The sequence below is a fragment of the Gilliamella sp. Nev6-6 genome (genome assembly GCF_001690605.1).
Classification (GTDB): domain Bacteria; phylum Pseudomonadota; class Gammaproteobacteria; order Enterobacterales; family Orbaceae; genus Gilliamella; species Gilliamella apicola_C.
On the sequence record NZ_LZHP01000064.1, the window covers coordinates 1 to 16,959 of the forward strand.

A 16,959-nucleotide genomic window follows, 5' to 3' on the forward strand; every position below is an offset into this window, starting at 1 on the left:
TATCAATTTCGTTACACAGCTGATGGATTATTAAGTGAAGAAATTGGTTTTGATAATATAAAAACCACGTACCATTATAATAAAAACAACCAACTTATTGCCCGTTGTGAATACGGAGATGAACATCAATCTGAGCCATTTATTACCCGATATGAGCGTGACAGCCTTGGGCGATTAATTCAAAAAATATTACCGGATGGAAATATTGAGCACTATGAATATGATACTATCGGTCGCTTGATAGCGGTAAAAGATAACGAGAATGTATTAGGTTGGGAATATAACAAAAGTAATCAACTCACAGCCGAACACCAAAACTGGGCGACTATCCGTCATCGCTACGATGAAAACACCGGCTTACTCAATGGCACTAAACTGCCCGATGGGCAATGGTTAGAATATCATTACAATCAGGGTCAGCTACTGGGAATGACACTCGACCACCAGCCATTAGCCGCTTTTCGTTGGGATAAACAAGGGCGAGAGTGTGAACGTCGTCAGGGTAATGGGCTGGTTAACCGTTACCAGTATGACCCACTAGGGCAACTTATTGCCCATCAACGTTATCATGGTTATGATATTAGCACCCAGACCTCGCCAACGCCAATTTGGCAACAGCAATATCACTACAATCCTAACGGACAGCTTGCTGAAATTACCGGACATCAGCCACGCCGTTACCGTTATGATAACGCTGACCAGTTACACACCGTAACTTACCCTGAGGTCAATCCCGAGCAGCATCATGCTGAAAAAGTCGAGCAGTTTGATTATGACGCAACGGGCAATAAAATCAGTGAAACCCAAGCACTAGCCCCCACGCCTTTTCATGCCAATATCGCCAAAGGCAACCGATTAACCTTTTTTAGTGATAAACACTTTGAATATGACCGCTTTGGTAACCTAATTGCCGAAAAGCGCGGAAAAAACCACAGTCTAGTTACCCACTATGAGTACGACTGCCGGCACCGGTTAATCAAAGTGATTAAACCAACGGGGCTTATCATCACCTATACTTATGATGCCTTTAACCGTCGTACCAGTAAAACCGTAGATGGTAAAACTACCGAGTTTATCTGGCAAGGTAGTAAACTTATTGCCGAGACCGATAACGATAAACATTGGCAAAGCTACCTTTACGAGCTAGACTCTTACCGTCCCTTAGCCCTTGTGCACGGCAATGCCCAACAAGATAATATCAAACTCTACTGGTACCAAAACGACCACCTCGGCACACCCATTGCCCTTACCGGCAGCTTAGGTGACACGCTCTACGAATGCCAGTATAATGCTTATGGTCAGATAATAAACGAAACCTACCATCAGGACGATATAGATTCCCTGCCGAATAATCCGTTAAGGTTCCAAGGGCAATATTATGATGAGGAAACAGGACTTCATTACAACCTAAACCGCTATTACGACCCGTTTACCGGCAGATATATTACTCAAGACCCACTTGGTATACAGGGTGGCTTAAATAGTTATCAATATGCCGGTAGTGATCCGATAAATTGGATAGATCCGTTAGGATTGATTAAGGTTGAAAATAATGGGTTTGAGGAGGTTGCTGGAGAGGGAGCCAAAAGCTTACAACAATTAGCAAAAACAGAAATGGACAATCTAGCTGCTCTATATAACAATAAAAACATTCATCCTAAAGATTTTACCATTTCAGTAAATGGTAAAATACTCGTCGCCGATAAAAATGTCAGTATTGGAGCACCGGTATTCACTGGAGCATCTGAGGCTGATGTTATGGCTTATTTTAAACGTCTATCTGGTGTTGATACTATGCCAACAGCAAAAATTATTCCGGGGAAAGGAACGATATATTCAATTAAGATCACAGAAGGTCCCAATGCTGGTAGTAATATTACGTTAAGAAATTTTTCCGAATCTGTAGCACAAACTAAAGCAAAATGGACTATAGATATCAAAAACCCGAGTATTAATAAAGGAAACAGAGTGGAGATGAAATTTCAATGAATTTTAAAAAAATTTATAATTCTATTTTAGAAAGTGCTTTTGGTTATTCAATGGGCACAATGTGGCAACATTTAGATAATTACACGAAAGATATAAAAATACCCTACGAAATAAGAAAAGATTTATTTTTTAGAATATTAGAAAAATTAATAAAAGATGGACATATTAGATTAGCTAGAAATGGAATTTTTTTATCTGGCACAATTGAAGAACAAATTAATTCTATTAAGAATATTTGGCCTCCTTACCCTCCCGATAACGAGGATGATGATCTAGATGATGTAGGTATGTGGTTCTATGTGAAATTAAATTGCGGCATTGTTTGGATTACCAGTAATGGTCAAGAGGTTTGGACTTAAATTAAAAAATTGCTATAAAGGCAATATTATGATGAAGAAAGACAATTACATTACAATTTAACCTTTATTACGACTTGTTTATCGGCAGATATATCCGACAAGATTCGTTCGGAAGGCGTGGCTAGCTAAATAATTATCATGGAATTCAATTATAACTAATTTTAATATATTGAACTAGCCTTTACTTCATCAAACATACCTTAGAATTTCTCATATTTCCTAATATGTCGATTAAAACTGGAAAATGGATGAAAACCAATACTCGTTTTAAAGTTGAAGGTGGGCAAATGACAACTCAACTTGGACAAGGTAGAGGCATAGAAATTTTTAATGAAAATATTGTTCATTTTGAAAAAGTAAAATAAAGGTAAAAATATGCTATTAAAATTAGAAACTTCTAAAGTTCCAATGAAAATGGTCTTTTTATTATCAAAGGAATTAAAAAATAATCCAGAAAGAGTCGCTTTAACACAAGCATTAACGTTAGACAAATCAAAACCTACAATGGGTCTCAAAGGTACCAATGGTCTTTTTGGATCAAAAGAGTGGTGGAATAGTATTGAGCAGGGGAGGATACCTTTATTATTTATTTCAGGAATAATAAAAAAAGCTTATGTAGCAGGGCAAGATCCCTCAAATTTTAATAATACAGTTGATTTATTACTTGAAGATGGGACAATTCAATCTGTTGGTATTTATACCAACAAAAAAGAAGATTCAAAGCTCTTTAAAATAGGATATAGTGCAAGTATCGTTTATGCATTAGATGAAATGAAATTACAACCAGATTTTGATGGTAAAATAAATCGCTCTAAAACAGCTTTAGAAATGACAGTCTCATTAGAGCCTGTAGAATAACTTCCAATTTAGATTCAATTTAACATATCAAATCGGCAAGGTAAGCTTAATACTTAGCTTACTTTGTTAGATTTAAATTATTATTGTGTCAACTAACCATTTGCTATGATGTTATTAGCGTTAATATTATGATAAACCCAAATGTTTTTTGGTGGCATATACTTTGAGCATGATTGCTTTGGCAACCTGATTGTGGAAAAACGTGGAAAAGGCCACAGTCTAATAAACTTATTGCCGAGACCGATAACGATAAACACTGGCAAAGCTACCTTTACGAGCCAGACTCTTACCGTCCCTTAGCCCTTCTTGTGCATGGTAATGCCCAACAAGATAACATCAAACTCTACTGGTATCAAAACGACCACCTCGGCACACCCATTGCCCTCACCAGCAACATGGGTGACACCCTCTACGAATGCCAGTATAATGCCTATGGACAGATAATAAACGAAACCCACCATCAGGACGATATAGATTCCCTGCCCGATAACCCATTAAGATTCCAAGGGCAATATTATGATGAGGAAACAGGACTTCATTACAACCTAAACCGTTACTACGACCCATTTACCGGCAGATATATCACCCAAGACCCACTAGGTATACTGGGCGGATTAAATAGTTATCAATATGTCAATGGCGATCCGATAAATTGGATAGATCCGTTAGGGTTGATTAAGGTTGAAAATAGTGGGTTTGAGGGGATCGCTGGAGAGGAGACGAAAAATTATCTACAAGGTAAAAATATTGGCGAATATAGCGCAATCAAACCCGGTCCATTAACAGATGATTTAGCTGGAACTTTTGCTGGAGGTAGGTATAAAGAAATTGTACTTGAACAAGATATAATTTTATATCGCGCTGGAACAGCAGATAAGCCTTTCGGTCAATTTTTCAGTGTAGAATCTCCCCAAGGTATTTTACAGACTCGTATAGATAAAGCTGTATTACCGAAATGGCCAGGAGGAGGAACCTCTCCAATTGACTCATCTATAGCCATAAAAATTCCCGCAGGTACGAAAGTTTATGTGGGGGAAGTGGGTGCTCAGAATGGTATTTATATAGGAGGAACACAACAAATCATTGTACCTAAACCATGGACAATAAAGGAAGCAGAAATTATGGAGATTAAACCATTAAAATGAATAATCATATAAAAAAAATAAAGTTAATTCTTTTTGAAATATCCATATTATTGAAAAAAGGAAATTACCCTGACTGGGGAAATAGTTTTATGAAATTTAGTGAAGACATAGAAATTAATTTCGAAGCTGTAAAAAATCAAATATTAATACTATATGGAGGTATGGGATCTTTTAATGATATAGTGTTACATAATAATAAAAAACCATTAATTAATGAAAATAACAGATTAGATGATTTAAGAACTCAGCTGTATAAATTAATTACAAATAATTAATTTGAAAGAGGTTTTACTTTGTCAAACATACCTTTTAAAGCTTTTGTCCATTTGGTGATAATTAACGTTACCACCAAATTCTATAATTTCTCATTTCTCTAATATGTCGATTAAAACTGGAAAATGGATGAAAACCAATACTCGTTTTAAAGTTGAAGGCGGGCAAATGACAACTCAACTTGGACAAGGTAGAGGTATAGAGATTTTTAATGAAAATATTGTTCATTTTGAAAAAGTAAAATAAAGGTAAAAATATGCTATTAAAATTAGAAAATTCAAAAATACCAATGAAATTAGTCTATCTCCTATCTGAAGAATTAAAGGCTAAACCTGAACAAATTCCATTGGCACAATCACTTACTCTTGATAAGTCAAAACCCTATATGGGATTAAAAGGTACCTATGGCCTTTTTGGATCACAGGAATGGTGGGATAACATTAACCAAGGTCGAATGCCTTTACAATATGTAACTGGAGTAATAACTAGAACTTACGTAGCAGGTCAAGATCCATCATCAATTGATAATAGTTTTAGTTTATTATTAAACAATGGCTCTACGTGTGAAGAAAGCATTTATGATTATATTAACAAAGAAGATAAGAAGCTTTTTCAAATAGGTTCTAAAGTTGAAATTGTCTATGCTCATGATGAATTGAAAAGAAGAGGCAGTAATGGAGAAAAGTCTTACTTAGATATGGTATTAGAAATGGCAGTTTCATTAGATTCTGTAGAATAAGTTCCAATTTAGATTCAATTTAACATATCAAATCGGCAAGGTAAGCTTAATACTTAGCTTACTTTCGCTAGATTTAAATTATTATTGTGTCAACTAACCATTTGCTATGATGTTATTAGCGTTAATATTATGATAAACCCAAATGTTTTTTGGTGGCATATACTTTGAGCATGATTGCTTTGGCAACCTGATTGTGGAAAAACGTGGAAAAGGCCACAGTCTAATAAACTTATTGCCGAGACCGATAACGATAAACACTGGCAAAGCTACCTTTACGAGCCAGACTCTTACCGTCCCTTAGCCCTAGTGCACGGTAATGCGCAGCAAGACAATATCAAACTCTACTGGTACCAAAACGACCACCTCGGCACACCCATTGCCCTTACCGGCAGCTTAGGTGACACCCTCTACGAATGCCAGTATAATGCCTATGGGCAGATAATAAACGAAACCTATCATCAGGACGATATAGATTCCCTGCCGGATAACCCATTAAGATTCCAAGGGCAATATTATGATGAGGAAACGGGGTTACATTATAATCTTAATCGCTATTATGACCCGTTTATTGGTAGGTATATTACTCAAGATCCAATAGGAATTTTAAGTGATATCAACCTATATCGATATGTAGGCAATAATCCTATTAGTGGAATATATCCGTTAGGATTGGATTTTATAGATCTTTATCGTGGTACAGATAATACTGCAGAAATTCAAGCTTATCATGAAACAGGTTGGGTTTTTAGCGAAACGGGATATAACGCTTATGAGCAGGCAATAAGAGATGGTATATTGGGAAGAGATGCTGTAAGTAAAGCTATTATTGAATCAAAATATGCTCATGCAAAACAAATACACGATTGGGGAACGTTGGATCAATATATTCGAGCTCATGGAGAGTGGGGACACGAGCTTAAAGAAATAGGAAAGCGTTCTTTAATATCTTTTACCACTAACGCCGAAAAAGCAGCTGAATGGGGGTTTAATAGTAATAAAATAATTATTCATATCAAAATGCCAAGAAGCCAAGCTATTCAACATACATTAGAAACATCAACAGAATTAGAATATTTAATTATTAACGGGGTAAAACCATGAAATGGATAAAAGCAGAAGGTGTTAACTTTAAATATATTTTTCCTAATGATGATATCATGAAAGAGGAAGGAGAGTTATTTAGAACTAATATAACCTTATTAGGGGAGAAGATCAATCCCTCTTTTGATTTTTATAAAACCTTACAAAGTGGGGTGAATACAAGATTAGCTATTTTTAAAAATTATCGGTTAAAAACGCTTCGAGGAGACTATATACCCCTTTATGACACACCATATTGCATTATATGGCCAGATGATGTCAATTTAACAGAGTTAGATAAAAAGGTAGCAAATGGTTGTTTTAGTGATGAAGATTTTAGCCGTTCAATTAGAGCAAGAATGGTTAAAATAGTGCTTTGTAGAAATTGCCGAGCGGAATATATGGGTTTGGTTGTTGATTCTTCTGAAGTTTATACTGTTGAAACTGAAAAAACTAACTTTGATTATCGTTTGGGATCTGAATTATTGGATAAGAAAATAAAAAACTATAAATTTAAAAAATGCCCAAATTGTAATTCACCTTTTACTATATATGTAGCTAAGATTTTTTATGAATGTGAAGATAAAAAATTTATATGGTAATCAAAATACAAGATAGTAGTCTGGTAATGTTCTTACTGAAAATACCAATCCCCGTATAATACTTGCGGGAAGAGGATTTTTGGCTATGACCGCTTTGGTAACCTAATTGCGGAAAAACGCGGAAAAAACCACCGTCTAGTTACCCACTATCAATATGACTGTCAGCATCGACTAATCAAAGTAATTAAACCGACGGGGCTTATCATCACCTATACTTATGATACTTTTAACCGTCGTACTAGCAAAACAGTGGAGGGTAAAACCACCGAATTTATCTGGCAAGACCATAAATTAATAGCAGAATGTGCCGATAACGATAGATTCTGGCGAAGTTATATTTATGAACCCGATAGCCATCGACCACTAGCCCAAATCCTTGGAAAAGCAGGACAGTCAGAAAAGTTAAAAACCTATTGGTATCAAAATAACTACTTAGGCACGCCTCATCGTCTTACAGACAGCCTTGGCGAAACTGTTTATGAATGCGAATACAGCGCCTATGGCGAAATCATCCATGAACATTGGCCACAAGCTGAAAATAATATTAAACCCATAAATCCACTTAGATTTCAGGGACAATATTATGATGAAGAAACCAGTTTACATTATAATCTTAATCGCTATTACGCTCCTAATCTGGGTCGATTTATTACCCAAGATCCGGCTAAACTTTATGGTGGATTAAATAGCTATCAATATTGTTTTAATCCGATTATCTGGATTGACCCGCTTGGATTACTTGCTGGTTTAGGGAGCCATGCGCCTTATGATCCTCACCTTGTGCGCAAGCAGTTAGAAGAACTATACGGCCCCGGTAATGTGGTTTCTAACACCGTTCCATTGCCAAATAATAAAAATGTTAAATTAAGAGGCCAGCGACATCCTAAATCCAGAATTGTGTTTGACAATAGAGGATTAGGTATTTTTGATGATATTGCACGATATGACACCGTGTTGCCAAGCGCTGAATTTTACAATAAAAGTTATCGAGGCCAAATGAAAATGGCAACTGAAGATTTACGAAGAGCTATCCAACGGGGAGAAGTAAATCCTGGGATATTTACACCAGAGCAGTTAAAAGCAATTAATGCCGGTAAATCTAAAATACCTGATTATATTTGGCATCATCATCAACATCGCGCTAGAATGCAACTGGTTCCAGATGACGAGCATTTTAAAACAGGCCATATAGGTGGCGAAGCATTATCTAAGGGGAAATAAATATGCTAAGGTTAGAAAAAAATAGTGAGGCTATCGGTATTAATTTTGTATATAACTGTTTATTAAGTGGTGCCATCAATATGGGTGAGGTCAATCGTTGGGCAGAAAAAGTCATTGGTGAAAATGAAGTAAGCGATTTACCCGATTATATTTTTGATTTGATTGATTTTAAAGGGGAAGTAACTGACTTACGAAAATTGATAGGTTTGTTTCCTTCTTGGAAGCACACAAAAGAGCAAGATAGGGCTGTTTATGGCATAGCGGTCAAAAGAGGGGAAAAATTATCTCAAGACGATGTCTCATTTAATGAAGAACAAGCATTAGAAGCTTTAAAAAAACACCCAGAAGTCGAAAAATTGTTCAGAGAAACATTCCCTTTTATCGATTTTTAATTGTTTAATTCGTCAGCTTATATCTCTACCATAAGAATGGGTATGTAAATACCCCAAACTTAGTACACAACTCACGTAGAAAATTAAGCTGCCTGTTTTAATGTTTTATATTCGAGCGGTGTCATGTTATTTAATGCCTCATGCGGTCTTTCGGTGTTATAAATCGTTAACCATTCTTCGGTTATTCTCCTTGCTTGTGCTAAGTTGTTAAAAAGATATAAATCGAGTACTTCAGTACGATAGGTACGATTAAATCGTTCAATATAACCATTTTCATAAGGGCTACCGGGCTGGATATAATCAATGGCTATATCATGTGATTTAGCCCAGTTTATAAAGGTTTTTCCTGTAAATTCTGGTCCATTATCGACGCGTATTTTTAACGGATAACCATGATACTCCGCCAATTTATCCAAATAACGAGTCACTCTACCTGCGGGTAAACTCACACCAATATCAATACCTAATGCCTCACGATTAAAGTCATCGATGACATTGAATGTCCTAAAGCGACGTTGATTACGACTACTGTCACTCATAAAATCCATTGACCAACATTCACCTTGTTTATTGGGGGCTAATAACCTTTCCGGGCATCGTGGAGGAATGCGTTTTTTACGCTTTACCCTGAGATTAAGCTTTAATTCACAATACACCCGATATACCCGTTTATGATTCCATTGATAGCCGAGCTTTCTGATACGATTAAAACATTTAGGAAAGCCCCAGCGTAAATGCCGGTCTGTGATAGCATTCAACACCGAAACAATCACCGAATCATCCTGTAACTTAGCTTGATAATAGTAAGCACAACGGCTTAAACCAACAATGGCACAACTCATAGCAATAGTAACTGAATGATTTTGTTGTAGTTGCTGTGCCCACGTTTTACGTGCCCCTGTTGGCACTAAAGCTTTTTTATGATTTCTTCCTGAAGCTGGGATTTTAAGCTCAGTTCGGCAAACATCTGCTTAACCTTGCAGTTTTCAGCCTCCAGCTCCTTTAAGCGTTTAATATCCGACGTTTCCATACCGCCGTATTTTTCTCGCCACTTATAGAAAGTTGAATTACCCATGCCATATTTGCGACAGAGTTCCTTGACAGGAATACCTGCTTCAGCTTCTTTTAAAATAGCGACGATTTGATGTTCAGTCATTTTTTTCATAATTAAATCCTCTTTTACTTTTATCATAGAGAATTTTCTACTTTTTGGCTGTACTATTTTAGGGGATAGTTACAGGTAGAATTCTCGCTAGCATGATCAGCAGAAAAGATTTATTTACTTTTCTGCTTTTTTTATGCGACCTTAAAAATACGGTATTGTGGTGCTACTGGCAATCGCCTAACCTTTTTTAGTGATAAACACTTTGAATATGACCGCTTTGGCAACCTAATTGCGGAAAAACGTGGAAAAAACCACAGTCTAGTTACCCACTATCAATACGACTGCCGGCATCGACTTATCAAAGTAATTAAACCGACGGGGCTTATCATCACCTATACTTATAATGCTTTTAACCGTCGTACTAGCAAAACTGTGGGATGGGATAACTATATTAAACGTTTACCAATCCAAAAAACACCGCCAATGAATTAACTGAGGTTTAAAATGAAGATATTAGAGAAACAAAATAATTTATTAAATGTTCAAATGAGTGAGAGGGAGTTTAACTTAATAAGAGAGCTTGAATCTGCTGTTTTAGTTTCATGCAGTGTAAATGAAATTCCTACCTTAACAGGGTGGACTAGAGAAGATCTTTTAGAATTTGGGGTCATGCTTAGTGAACTAGCAGAGAAACACAATATTAATTTATAACAGAATTAAAGCTTGTTAAATTTCTGCCTGATGTTGGGATTTTTTTATCTTTTTTAGATCTGCATCGTAAGTTCAATAATGAACTTGTTTTAACTCACCTTAATAATAACCGGATGTCCAGCAATAAGGTCGCTGACAAGGGCGTTGAGGGGATTGTTGGAAAAGAAACTGATACACAATTAGTGCCAGATACTTTTGTATCAGATGTTACTACTCATAATAAACAAACAGGACAGTTAAATGCAAAAAAAAACAGGTATTTCTGGCGCTCATAACCAAGATGCTTTTTTAGAATCAATTGAAATGACAGAGGCTAAAATTGTTGGTCCTAAATATACAGATGCACGTTTTCCTGGTTTGATTGAGTATGAATTTCAGCTACCAGCTAGAGCAGCAAACGGACCAAATACAGGTAAAATTATTCGTTTTAAAAAAGCTGAAAAGAAAACGACCTATGATCCAGCAAGACTTTCCGATGCAAAAGTAGCAGATATGTCAAATAAAGCAGCGAAAAAAGCGGAAAATTATTTTAGAAATAATCCAGATAAAAGAGAATGTTCTGTGCAAATTGATTGATATTGGTTCACTGTAACAAAAAATCAAAGCACAGGTAAAATAAGCAATGCATTTCTTACAATACCAGAGAGGAATATAAAATGAATCATAATTTAACATGGTTAAATAAAATAGCAAAAGAAATAGAAGAACAAGGAGGAGGTGATTTATATTACTTAATCGAGACGATGTACAAAGAGCATAAAATGAATCTTTTACAATTTATTTATGATGCATCACGAGGTATTGGATGCGATGTACATGAGGGGTTGGGATATGCGTTAGATGAAGGTTATGAAGACCCACAAGATTTCAAAAGTGTTGATTTTTATGTTGGAGAGATGGATAGCTCAGAGCTTTCCCCACAAAAATTTGTTGAACTTATGCAAATAATATCAAATAGCTATATTGAAGCGCATCCTAAAGATAAAGATTCAATCGAATTTTATATGAATAAATTAAGAGAACGTTATTCAAAGTAAATAGTAAAATCCCTCACATAATTAGTGGGGGAGCATGTTTTATTTATTAAAATTAACAAGAAAAATTTAACAATTAGCTTATCTTGTTTGATTTTTATCGCATTAATTCTGGCAATATCAGTATCATTATAACGGATAGCTTGCCGAAATCACCAGACATCAGCCACGCCGTTATCGTTATGATAACGCCGGTCAGTTACACACAGTGACTTACCCTGAGGTCAATCCCAAGCAACATCATGCTGAAAAAGTCGAGCAGTTTGATTACGACTCAACGGGTAATAAAATCAGTGAAACCCAAGCGCTAGCCCCCACACCTTTTCACGCCAATATTGCCAAAGGCAACCGGTTAACCTTTTTTAGTGATAAACACTTTGAGTATGACCGTTTTGGTAACCTAATTGCGGAAAAATGCGGAAAAAATCACAGTCTAGTTACCCACTATGAGTACGACTGCCGGCACCGGTTAATCAAAGTGATTAAACCGACGGGGCTTATCATCACCTATACTTATGATGCCTTTAATCGGCGTACTAGCAAAACTGTGGATGGTAAAACCACCGAGTTTATGTATTCGTCTCATCCATGAGACTCACCCTTGCAGGGTCAACGCTAAAGCGTTGTTCAAATTTGTTCCAGACAAATTTGTGGCAAGGTAGTAAACTTATTGCCGAGACTGATAACGATAAACACTGGCAAAGCTACCTTTACGAGCCAGACTATTACCGTCCATTAGCCCTTGTGCACGGCAATGCGCAGCAAGACAATATCAAACTCTACTGGTATCAAAACGACCACCTCGGCACACCCATTGCTCTTACCGGTAGCTTAGGTGACACGCTCTACGAATGCCAGTATAATGCCTATGGTCAGATAATAAACGAAACCTACCATCAGGACGATATAGATTCCCTGCCGAATAATCCGTTAAGATTCCAAGGGCAATATTATGATGAGGAGACGGGGTTACATTACAACCTAAACCGTTACTACGACCCATTTACCGGCAGGTATATCACCCAAGACCCACTTGGTATACTAGGCGGACTAAATAGTTATCAATATGTTAATGGTGATCCGATAAATTGGATAGATCCGTTAGGGTTGATTAAGGTTGAAAATAATGGGTTTGAGGGGATTGCAGAGAAGGAAGTAACACATGCGGTAACTCATTTTCCTAAAAATCCAAATGATCTAAGTAAAATATTAGAAGTTGAACCAAAAGTAACTACTACACAACATAAAACTACTCGTATGGTTTGGGAACCTAACAGTAATACAAGGATTCGTTATGAAAGCCATCCTGGTGATAGCGGAATTTTTAATCCTCGCCACCATGGTGAACATTATCATATAGAAATTAAACCTAATAATTTGACTTGGAATCAGGCTAAACGGCAAAATGCTATTCAGAAAGTTAAACCTGAAGATTATAAACTTGGTCATGGTACAGGTTTTCTTCCAGGCGAAAAACATCCAGGACAATAAATTATGTTATTAAACGAAATGAATATATCAGATGGCAAAATTATAAGTTTTAATGCAAGTTTGCAAGGTTTAAAGTTGTTTATTCAAGATTGGGAAGAGCAAAGATGGTTAATTATTTTTAAAGAAGTTTTATCATTTCAATCTATGAGTGCTGAGTATGAAGAGCTTTCCCATTTAGATATAGTTGTAGAAGACAATTTCAAAAAATACACCATGGAATATTTTGACGATGAAAACCTAAGGGATTATCTATGTTTTAATTTTTATGGGGCATGGTCTGATAGAGCATTATTAAAAATAATTGCTAAAAATAATTATAGCATTAGTAAATTATCAGAACGTTAAATAAAACTATTTTTGACCTAAACTAGTTTTAAATTTTATGTATTTTAGATAAAAATAGCGGTTAATATTGTTTTATGTAACATGATTATAAAATAGTATTAATATTAAATTTAGGCGGCTCACCTAATAAAGTCAAAACAGATGTGTACTAGCTCAAATTTAATCTGACATACCGAATAAAAATTTTGCTTATTTGGTGGCAGTGAAAACTGTCACCAAGTCTTGTCATTTCTTATTTTTAACCGTCTCACCAGTAAAACCGTGGATGGTAAAACTACCTAAACGAAACCTACCATCAGGACGATATAGATTCCCTGCCGGATAATCCGTTAAGGTTCCAAGGGCAATATTATGATGAGGAGACGGGGTTACATTACAACCTAAACCGTTACTACGACCCATTTACCGGCAGATATATCACCCAAGACCCAATTGGCATACTGGGTGGCTTAAATAGTTATCAATATGTTAATGGTGATCCGATAAATTGGATAGATCCGTTAGGGTTAATTAAGGTTGAAAATAATGGGTTTGAACATCTAAAACTTTCGGATAGACACTTATTAGATAGGGTTAGTATACCTAAAGGTACCGGTAATTCTATTTTCACTGGAACAAGAACCGAGGCATTAGCTGATCTTGCTAAAATTAAATCTGGCGTTGCTATTAGAGATGGTGAATTATTTACAACATCATCAGGCAGAGTATGGGGTATACATAATAATTCTGTCCACCCAGTTTCTGGACCTGGAGTTGTAAATATTTCATCATTAGAATATAACATATTAGTTCAAGCAAGAAAAAGAGGAAAAGATAACGCTTTAATTACACTAGGTCATTTAGAAAAAAATAAAAAACTTAGTTCCGAGAAAGTAGAAAGAATTAAAATACTTTTAAATTTAATGAAGGATAAAAAATGAGTTATTCACCTTTTATTAATCTTTATTTACGTGATCAAAAATCAGAGCAAGAAATTATTTCTAAGTTAGAGCTCATAACTGGATTAAAAATAGATTCACTAAATTTTCCTAACAAAAATAATGTGTTACATATATCGTATATAGAATTCACTCAGGGTTTTAAAACTGAAATATCTATTTATTGGCCAACTAATTTAAATAATATTATTAATGGGTATTATATCGCACAAGAATTATCTTGTGCATTGAATGTCCTTATTTTATTTGATGCAAGTCTTTTTGATTGCAATGCAGTATCATTTGATGGAGATGATATTTGGTTTTTAGCTAATAATAGAAACTTAAAACAGGTTAACGTTAAGATTTTAGATGATGGAATAGATATTTTATCGTAAAGGTGACCCTGTAAATAAATTTGTGTATTTGCAGTTTTTTATTTGGCAACGACTTTACCGAACCAGTGCGGTTAAATGGTCTAATCGCATAAGTAACTCAACAATTATAAATTTAATCCAACAAGTTGAATTACACACCCGAGTCGCACAAGAGTGGCAGCGTGTTTCGGTGTTAGCAAAGTACACTTATAACACGCTTCACCAACTTGTTGCGGTGACGAATGCCGCAAATGAGACCGAGCACTATACTTATGATGATAAGCATGTTATTCAATCACGAATCATGGCGGGTGGGGCAACCTTTTATTGGGCATGGCAAAATGAAGGTAAGCAGGCACGCTGTTTACGGCAATGGGCGAACTTTCCTCAATTGGATAGTCAGTATCAATGGAATGATGAAGAAAACAGTGTCACGATAATCCACCAAGATGGCAGTAAAAGTTATTATAAGCATAATACCCATGGTAAATTAATCCAAAAAATATCTGCGGCGGGTCATGTACAAAGCTACGAATATAATGATAAAGGGCAACTGACAGCTGAAATTGATGGTGAAGGTCATATTACCTATTATGATTATTCCCCCATCACTGGCGCGTTAGATACCATCACTTATCCCGATGGGCATAGTGTTCATTATGACTACTTGCATGGGGAAATTTATACCCTCACTCAGGGTGATAAAGAGACTTACCAACAATGGCGTTTTCGGCGTGATAGCCAAGGGAACTTACTGGAGCTAATCGACCCTCAAGAGCGTAGCACGGTATATCAATATAATGCTCAAGGTAAGCCCATTTTTATTCAATATCCTGACCAGAGTCACCAACGTTTAGTTTGGTCAGAGCAAGGGGAATTATTAGAGGATAACTCTTCAATTCAAGGTTTACGCCAATTTGGCTATGATGCTATTGGTCGCTTAGAATGGGAAAAACAACAAAACGGCAGTACCACACACTATCGTTATGATGCGTTAAATCGAATTACCCAAATTATCTTACCCAATAACACCACCCGTGAGTATCGGTATAATGCTTATGGTAAAGTGATTTGGTTTAAAGATGAAATGGGCAAAATCACCCAATATGATTACGCCGCGCCGTTATGTAAATACCCCAAACTTAGTACACAACTCACGTAGAAAATCATGCTGCTTGTTTTAGTGTTTTATACTCAATCGGTGTCATGTTATTTAATGCCTCATGCGGTTTTTCGGTGTTATAAACCGTTAACCTTTCTTCAGTTATTCTCCTTGCTTGCGCAAAGTTGTTAAAAAGATATAAATCGAGTACTTCAGTACGATAGGTACGATTAAATCGTTCAATATAGCCATTTTGATAAGGGCTACCGGGCTGGATATAATCAATGGTTATACCATGTAATTTAGCCCAGTTGGTAAAGGTTTTTCCTGTAAATTCTGGGCCATTATCGACCCGTATTTTTAATGGATACCCATGATATTCGGCCAGTTTATCTAAGTAACGGGTAATCCTTCCTGCGGGTAAGCTTACTGCAATATCAATACCTAACGCCTCACGATTAAAGTCATCGATGACATTGAATGTCCTAAAGCGACGTTGATTACGACTACTGTCACTCATAAAATCCATTGACCAACATTCACCTTGTTTATTGGGAGCCAATAACTTTTCTGGCTCCCGAGGTGGAATTCGTTGTTTTCGTTTTGTTTTAAGATTCAGTTTTAACTCACAATACACTCGATAAACACGTTTATGATTCCATTTATAGCCGAGCTTTCTGATACGATTAAAACATTTAGGAAAGCCCCAGCGTAAATGCCGGTCTGTGACAGCATTCAACACCGAAATAATCACCGAGTCATCCTGCAACTTAGGTTGATAATAGTAAGCACAACGGCTTAAGCCAACAATGGCACAACTCATAGCAATAGTAACCGAATGATTTTGTTGTAGTTGCTGTGCCCACGTTTTACGTGCCTTTGTGGGCACTAAAGCTTTTTTATGATTTGTTCCTGATGCTGTGATTTTAAACTTAGCTCAGCAAACATCTGTTTAAGCTTACGGTTTTCGGCCTCAAGCTCCTTTAAGCGTTTAATATCCGACGTTTCCATACCGTCCTATTTTTCCCGTCATTTATAAAAAGTTGAATTACCCATGCCATATGTACGGCACAACTCTTTAACGGGTACACCTACCTCTGCTTCTTTTAAAATAGCTACGATTTGGTGTTCAGTCATTTTTTTCATAATTAAATCCCCTTTTCTTTTATCATAGAGAATTTTCTACTTTTTTGCTGTACTATTTTAGGGGATAGTTACA

The 16,959-nt window shown here is 36.2% G+C and carries 24 protein-coding genes and 1 pseudogene; 20 read left to right on the plus strand and 5 right to left on the minus strand.

What is annotated here, in order from left to right:
• The 10 genes from A9G42_RS07445 to A9G42_RS07490 form a co-directional block, all read left to right on the plus strand.
• The coding region (locus A9G42_RS07445; RefSeq protein WP_143426128.1) for an RHS repeat-associated core domain-containing protein at positions 1-1,989 on the plus strand (1,989 nt) is incomplete at its 5' end.
• Complete coding sequence (locus A9G42_RS07450) at positions 1,986-2,348, plus strand: DUF596 domain-containing protein (RefSeq protein ID WP_065582002.1); 363 nt, start codon at positions 1,986-1,988, stop codon at positions 2,346-2,348. The genes A9G42_RS07445 and A9G42_RS07450, both read left to right, overlap by 4 nt.
• Before the next feature lie 375 nt (positions 2,349-2,723).
• Complete coding sequence (locus tag A9G42_RS07455) at positions 2,724-3,206, plus strand: hypothetical protein (protein WP_065653092.1); 483 nt, start codon at positions 2,724-2,726, stop codon at positions 3,204-3,206.
• A gap of 173 nt (positions 3,207-3,379) precedes the next feature.
• Complete coding sequence (locus A9G42_RS07460; RefSeq protein WP_065583401.1) at positions 3,380-4,351, plus strand: RHS repeat domain-containing protein; 972 nt, start codon at positions 3,380-3,382, stop codon at positions 4,349-4,351.
• A complete protein-coding gene (locus A9G42_RS07465) occupies positions 4,348-4,626 on the plus strand; it encodes a DUF6966 domain-containing protein (protein ID WP_065583402.1) in 279 nt (92 codons plus the stop codon). The genes A9G42_RS07460 and A9G42_RS07465 overlap by 4 nt, the downstream gene beginning before the upstream one ends.
• Positions 4,627-4,880: 254 nt before the next feature.
• Positions 4,881-5,363, plus strand: a complete 483-nt coding sequence (locus tag A9G42_RS07470) for a hypothetical protein (protein WP_065583403.1) — start codon at positions 4,881-4,883, stop codon at positions 5,361-5,363.
• Positions 5,364-5,537: 174 nt separating this feature from the next.
• A complete protein-coding gene (locus A9G42_RS07475; RefSeq protein WP_065583404.1) occupies positions 5,538-6,464 on the plus strand; it encodes an RHS repeat-associated core domain-containing protein in 927 nt (308 codons plus the stop codon).
• Positions 6,461-7,045, plus strand: coding sequence for a hypothetical protein (locus A9G42_RS07480; protein WP_065583405.1), 585 nt, complete (start codon positions 6,461-6,463; stop codon positions 7,043-7,045). Before A9G42_RS07475 ends, A9G42_RS07480 begins: the two co-directional genes overlap by 4 nt.
• A gap of 249 nt (positions 7,046-7,294) precedes the next feature.
• Positions 7,295-8,266: an RHS repeat-associated core domain-containing protein gene (locus tag A9G42_RS14485; RefSeq protein ID WP_065583406.1), complete on the plus strand. Its 972-nt coding sequence runs from the start codon at positions 7,295-7,297 to the stop codon at positions 8,264-8,266.
• A 2-nt stretch (positions 8,267-8,268) separates the two neighbouring features.
• Entirely contained in the window at positions 8,269-8,658 is a 390-nt protein-coding gene (locus tag A9G42_RS07490; protein ID WP_065583407.1) for a hypothetical protein, read from the plus strand.
• A gap of 83 nt (positions 8,659-8,741) precedes the next feature.
• On the opposite strand, the gene A9G42_RS07495 is transcribed toward A9G42_RS07490, so the two are convergent.
• Positions 8,742-9,823, minus strand: a protein-coding gene (locus A9G42_RS07495) for an IS3 family transposase (RefSeq protein ID WP_442903197.1) whose coding sequence is annotated in 2 segments (ribosomal slippage) — positions 8,742-9,577 and positions 9,577-9,823 — 1,083 coding nt in all. Because the reading frame shifts where the segments join, the coding sequence is not laid out codon by codon here.
• Positions 9,824-10,267: 444 nt separating this feature from the next.
• Here A9G42_RS07495 and A9G42_RS07505 point away from each other — a divergent pair.
• The 7 genes from A9G42_RS07505 to A9G42_RS07530 all read left to right on the plus strand — a co-directional run bounded on the left by A9G42_RS07505 (position 10,268) and on the right by A9G42_RS07530 (position 13,344).
• Positions 10,268-10,474 (plus strand): hypothetical protein, encoded by a 207-nt coding sequence (locus A9G42_RS07505; protein WP_065583002.1) that lies wholly within the window; start codon positions 10,268-10,270, stop codon positions 10,472-10,474.
• 113 nt (positions 10,475-10,587) lie between these two features.
• Entirely contained in the window at positions 10,588-10,749 is a 162-nt protein-coding gene (locus A9G42_RS13925) for a hypothetical protein (RefSeq protein WP_179854628.1), read from the plus strand.
• The gene (locus A9G42_RS07510) at positions 10,715-11,050 is read left to right on the plus strand and encodes a CdiA family toxin C-terminal domain-containing protein (protein WP_065653094.1); all 336 of its coding nucleotides are present in this window, start codon (positions 10,715-10,717) and stop codon (positions 11,048-11,050) included. Before A9G42_RS13925 ends, A9G42_RS07510 begins: the two co-directional genes overlap by 35 nt.
• Positions 11,051-11,130: 80 nt before the next feature.
• Positions 11,131-11,511: a hypothetical protein gene (locus A9G42_RS07515; RefSeq protein WP_065583000.1), complete on the plus strand. Its 381-nt coding sequence runs from the start codon at positions 11,131-11,133 to the stop codon at positions 11,509-11,511.
• Between the two features lie 205 nt (positions 11,512-11,716).
• Positions 11,717-12,100 carry an RHS repeat domain-containing protein gene (locus tag A9G42_RS07520; protein ID WP_065653095.1) on the plus strand — a complete coding sequence of 128 codons (384 nt, stop codon included), beginning with the start codon at positions 11,717-11,719 and terminating at the stop codon, positions 12,098-12,100.
• Entirely contained in the window at positions 12,097-12,999 is a 903-nt protein-coding gene (locus A9G42_RS07525; RefSeq protein WP_065653096.1) for an RHS repeat-associated core domain-containing protein, read from the plus strand. The genes A9G42_RS07520 and A9G42_RS07525 overlap by 4 nt, the downstream gene beginning before the upstream one ends.
• A 3-nt stretch (positions 13,000-13,002) precedes the next feature.
• Positions 13,003-13,344: a hypothetical protein gene (locus A9G42_RS07530; RefSeq protein WP_065642920.1), complete on the plus strand. Its 342-nt coding sequence runs from the start codon at positions 13,003-13,005 to the stop codon at positions 13,342-13,344.
• A 225-nt stretch (positions 13,345-13,569) separates the two neighbouring features.
• On the opposite strand, the gene A9G42_RS14310 is transcribed toward A9G42_RS07530, so the two are convergent.
• Positions 13,570-13,746 (minus strand): hypothetical protein, encoded by a 177-nt coding sequence (locus tag A9G42_RS14310; protein WP_257006392.1) that lies wholly within the window; start codon positions 13,744-13,746, stop codon positions 13,570-13,572.
• Between A9G42_RS14310 and A9G42_RS14775 the strand changes: the two are divergent.
• The 3 genes and pseudogenes from A9G42_RS14775 to A9G42_RS07545 form a co-directional block, all read left to right on the plus strand.
• Positions 13,665-13,853 (plus strand): annotated as a pseudogene (locus tag A9G42_RS14775) (RHS repeat-associated core domain-containing protein); the annotation flags it as partial. The gene A9G42_RS14310 and the pseudogene A9G42_RS14775 overlap by 82 nt on opposite strands.
• A gap of 407 nt (positions 13,854-14,260) precedes the next feature.
• Positions 14,261-14,659: a hypothetical protein gene (locus A9G42_RS07540; protein WP_065653098.1), complete on the plus strand. Its 399-nt coding sequence runs from the start codon at positions 14,261-14,263 to the stop codon at positions 14,657-14,659.
• 28 nt (positions 14,660-14,687) lie between these two features.
• Entirely contained in the window at positions 14,688-15,800 is a 1,113-nt protein-coding gene (locus A9G42_RS07545) for an RHS repeat protein (RefSeq protein ID WP_143426129.1), read from the plus strand.
• Between the two features lie 4 nt (positions 15,801-15,804).
• Here the strand turns inward: A9G42_RS07545 and A9G42_RS07550 are convergent, their stop codons facing one another.
• From A9G42_RS07550 to A9G42_RS14530, 3 genes are read right to left on the minus strand one after another with little or no spacing between them, the layout of a single operon-like run.
• Positions 15,805-16,629 (minus strand): IS3 family transposase, encoded by an 825-nt coding sequence (locus tag A9G42_RS07550; protein ID WP_082212022.1) that lies wholly within the window; start codon positions 16,627-16,629, stop codon positions 15,805-15,807.
• Positions 16,629-16,751 (minus strand): hypothetical protein, encoded by a 123-nt coding sequence (locus tag A9G42_RS14320; protein ID WP_255309190.1) that lies wholly within the window; start codon positions 16,749-16,751, stop codon positions 16,629-16,631. Before A9G42_RS14320 ends, A9G42_RS07550 begins: the two co-directional genes overlap by 1 nt.
• Before the next feature lie 18 nt (positions 16,752-16,769).
• A complete protein-coding gene (locus A9G42_RS14530) occupies positions 16,770-16,886 on the minus strand; it encodes a transposase (protein ID WP_141674760.1) in 117 nt (38 codons plus the stop codon).
• Positions 16,887-16,959 lie beyond the last annotated feature (73 nt).

Excerpts from the sequence above, each read along its gene's own strand:
- A9G42_RS07450 (WP_065582002.1), top strand. The coding sequence starts at position 1,986 with ATGAATTTTAAAAAAATTTATAATTCTATTTTAGAAAGTGCTTTTGGT.
- A9G42_RS07455 (WP_065653092.1), top strand. The coding sequence starts at position 2,724 with ATGCTATTAAAATTAGAAACTTCTAAAGTTCCAATGAAAATGGTCTTT.
- A9G42_RS07465 (WP_065583402.1), top strand. The coding sequence starts at position 4,348 with ATGAATAATCATATAAAAAAAATAAAGTTAATTCTTTTTGAAATATCC.
- A9G42_RS07470 (WP_065583403.1), top strand. The coding sequence starts at position 4,881 with ATGCTATTAAAATTAGAAAATTCAAAAATACCAATGAAATTAGTCTAT.
- A9G42_RS07480 (WP_065583405.1), top strand. The coding sequence starts at position 6,461 with ATGAAATGGATAAAAGCAGAAGGTGTTAACTTTAAATATATTTTTCCT.
- A9G42_RS07490 (WP_065583407.1), top strand. The coding sequence starts at position 8,269 with ATGCTAAGGTTAGAAAAAAATAGTGAGGCTATCGGTATTAATTTTGTA.
- A9G42_RS07505 (WP_065583002.1), top strand. The coding sequence starts at position 10,268 with ATGAAGATATTAGAGAAACAAAATAATTTATTAAATGTTCAAATGAGT.
- A9G42_RS13925 (WP_179854628.1), top strand. The coding sequence starts at position 10,588 with ATGTCCAGCAATAAGGTCGCTGACAAGGGCGTTGAGGGGATTGTTGGA.
- A9G42_RS07510 (WP_065653094.1), top strand. The coding sequence starts at position 10,715 with ATGCAAAAAAAAACAGGTATTTCTGGCGCTCATAACCAAGATGCTTTT.
- A9G42_RS07515 (WP_065583000.1), top strand. The coding sequence starts at position 11,131 with ATGAATCATAATTTAACATGGTTAAATAAAATAGCAAAAGAAATAGAA.
- A9G42_RS07525 (WP_065653096.1), top strand. The coding sequence starts at position 12,097 with ATGAGACTCACCCTTGCAGGGTCAACGCTAAAGCGTTGTTCAAATTTG.
- A9G42_RS07530 (WP_065642920.1), top strand. The coding sequence starts at position 13,003 with ATGTTATTAAACGAAATGAATATATCAGATGGCAAAATTATAAGTTTT.
- A9G42_RS14310 (WP_257006392.1), bottom strand. The coding sequence starts at position 13,746 with ATGGGTCGTAGTAACGGTTTAGGTTGTAATGTAACCCCGTCTCCTCAT.
- A9G42_RS07540 (WP_065653098.1), top strand. The coding sequence starts at position 14,261 with ATGAGTTATTCACCTTTTATTAATCTTTATTTACGTGATCAAAAATCA.
- A9G42_RS14320 (WP_255309190.1), bottom strand. The coding sequence starts at position 16,751 with ATGGAAACGTCGGATATTAAACGCTTAAAGGAGCTTGAGGCCGAAAAC.
- A9G42_RS14530 (WP_141674760.1), bottom strand. The coding sequence starts at position 16,886 with ATGAAAAAAATGACTGAACACCAAATCGTAGCTATTTTAAAAGAAGCA.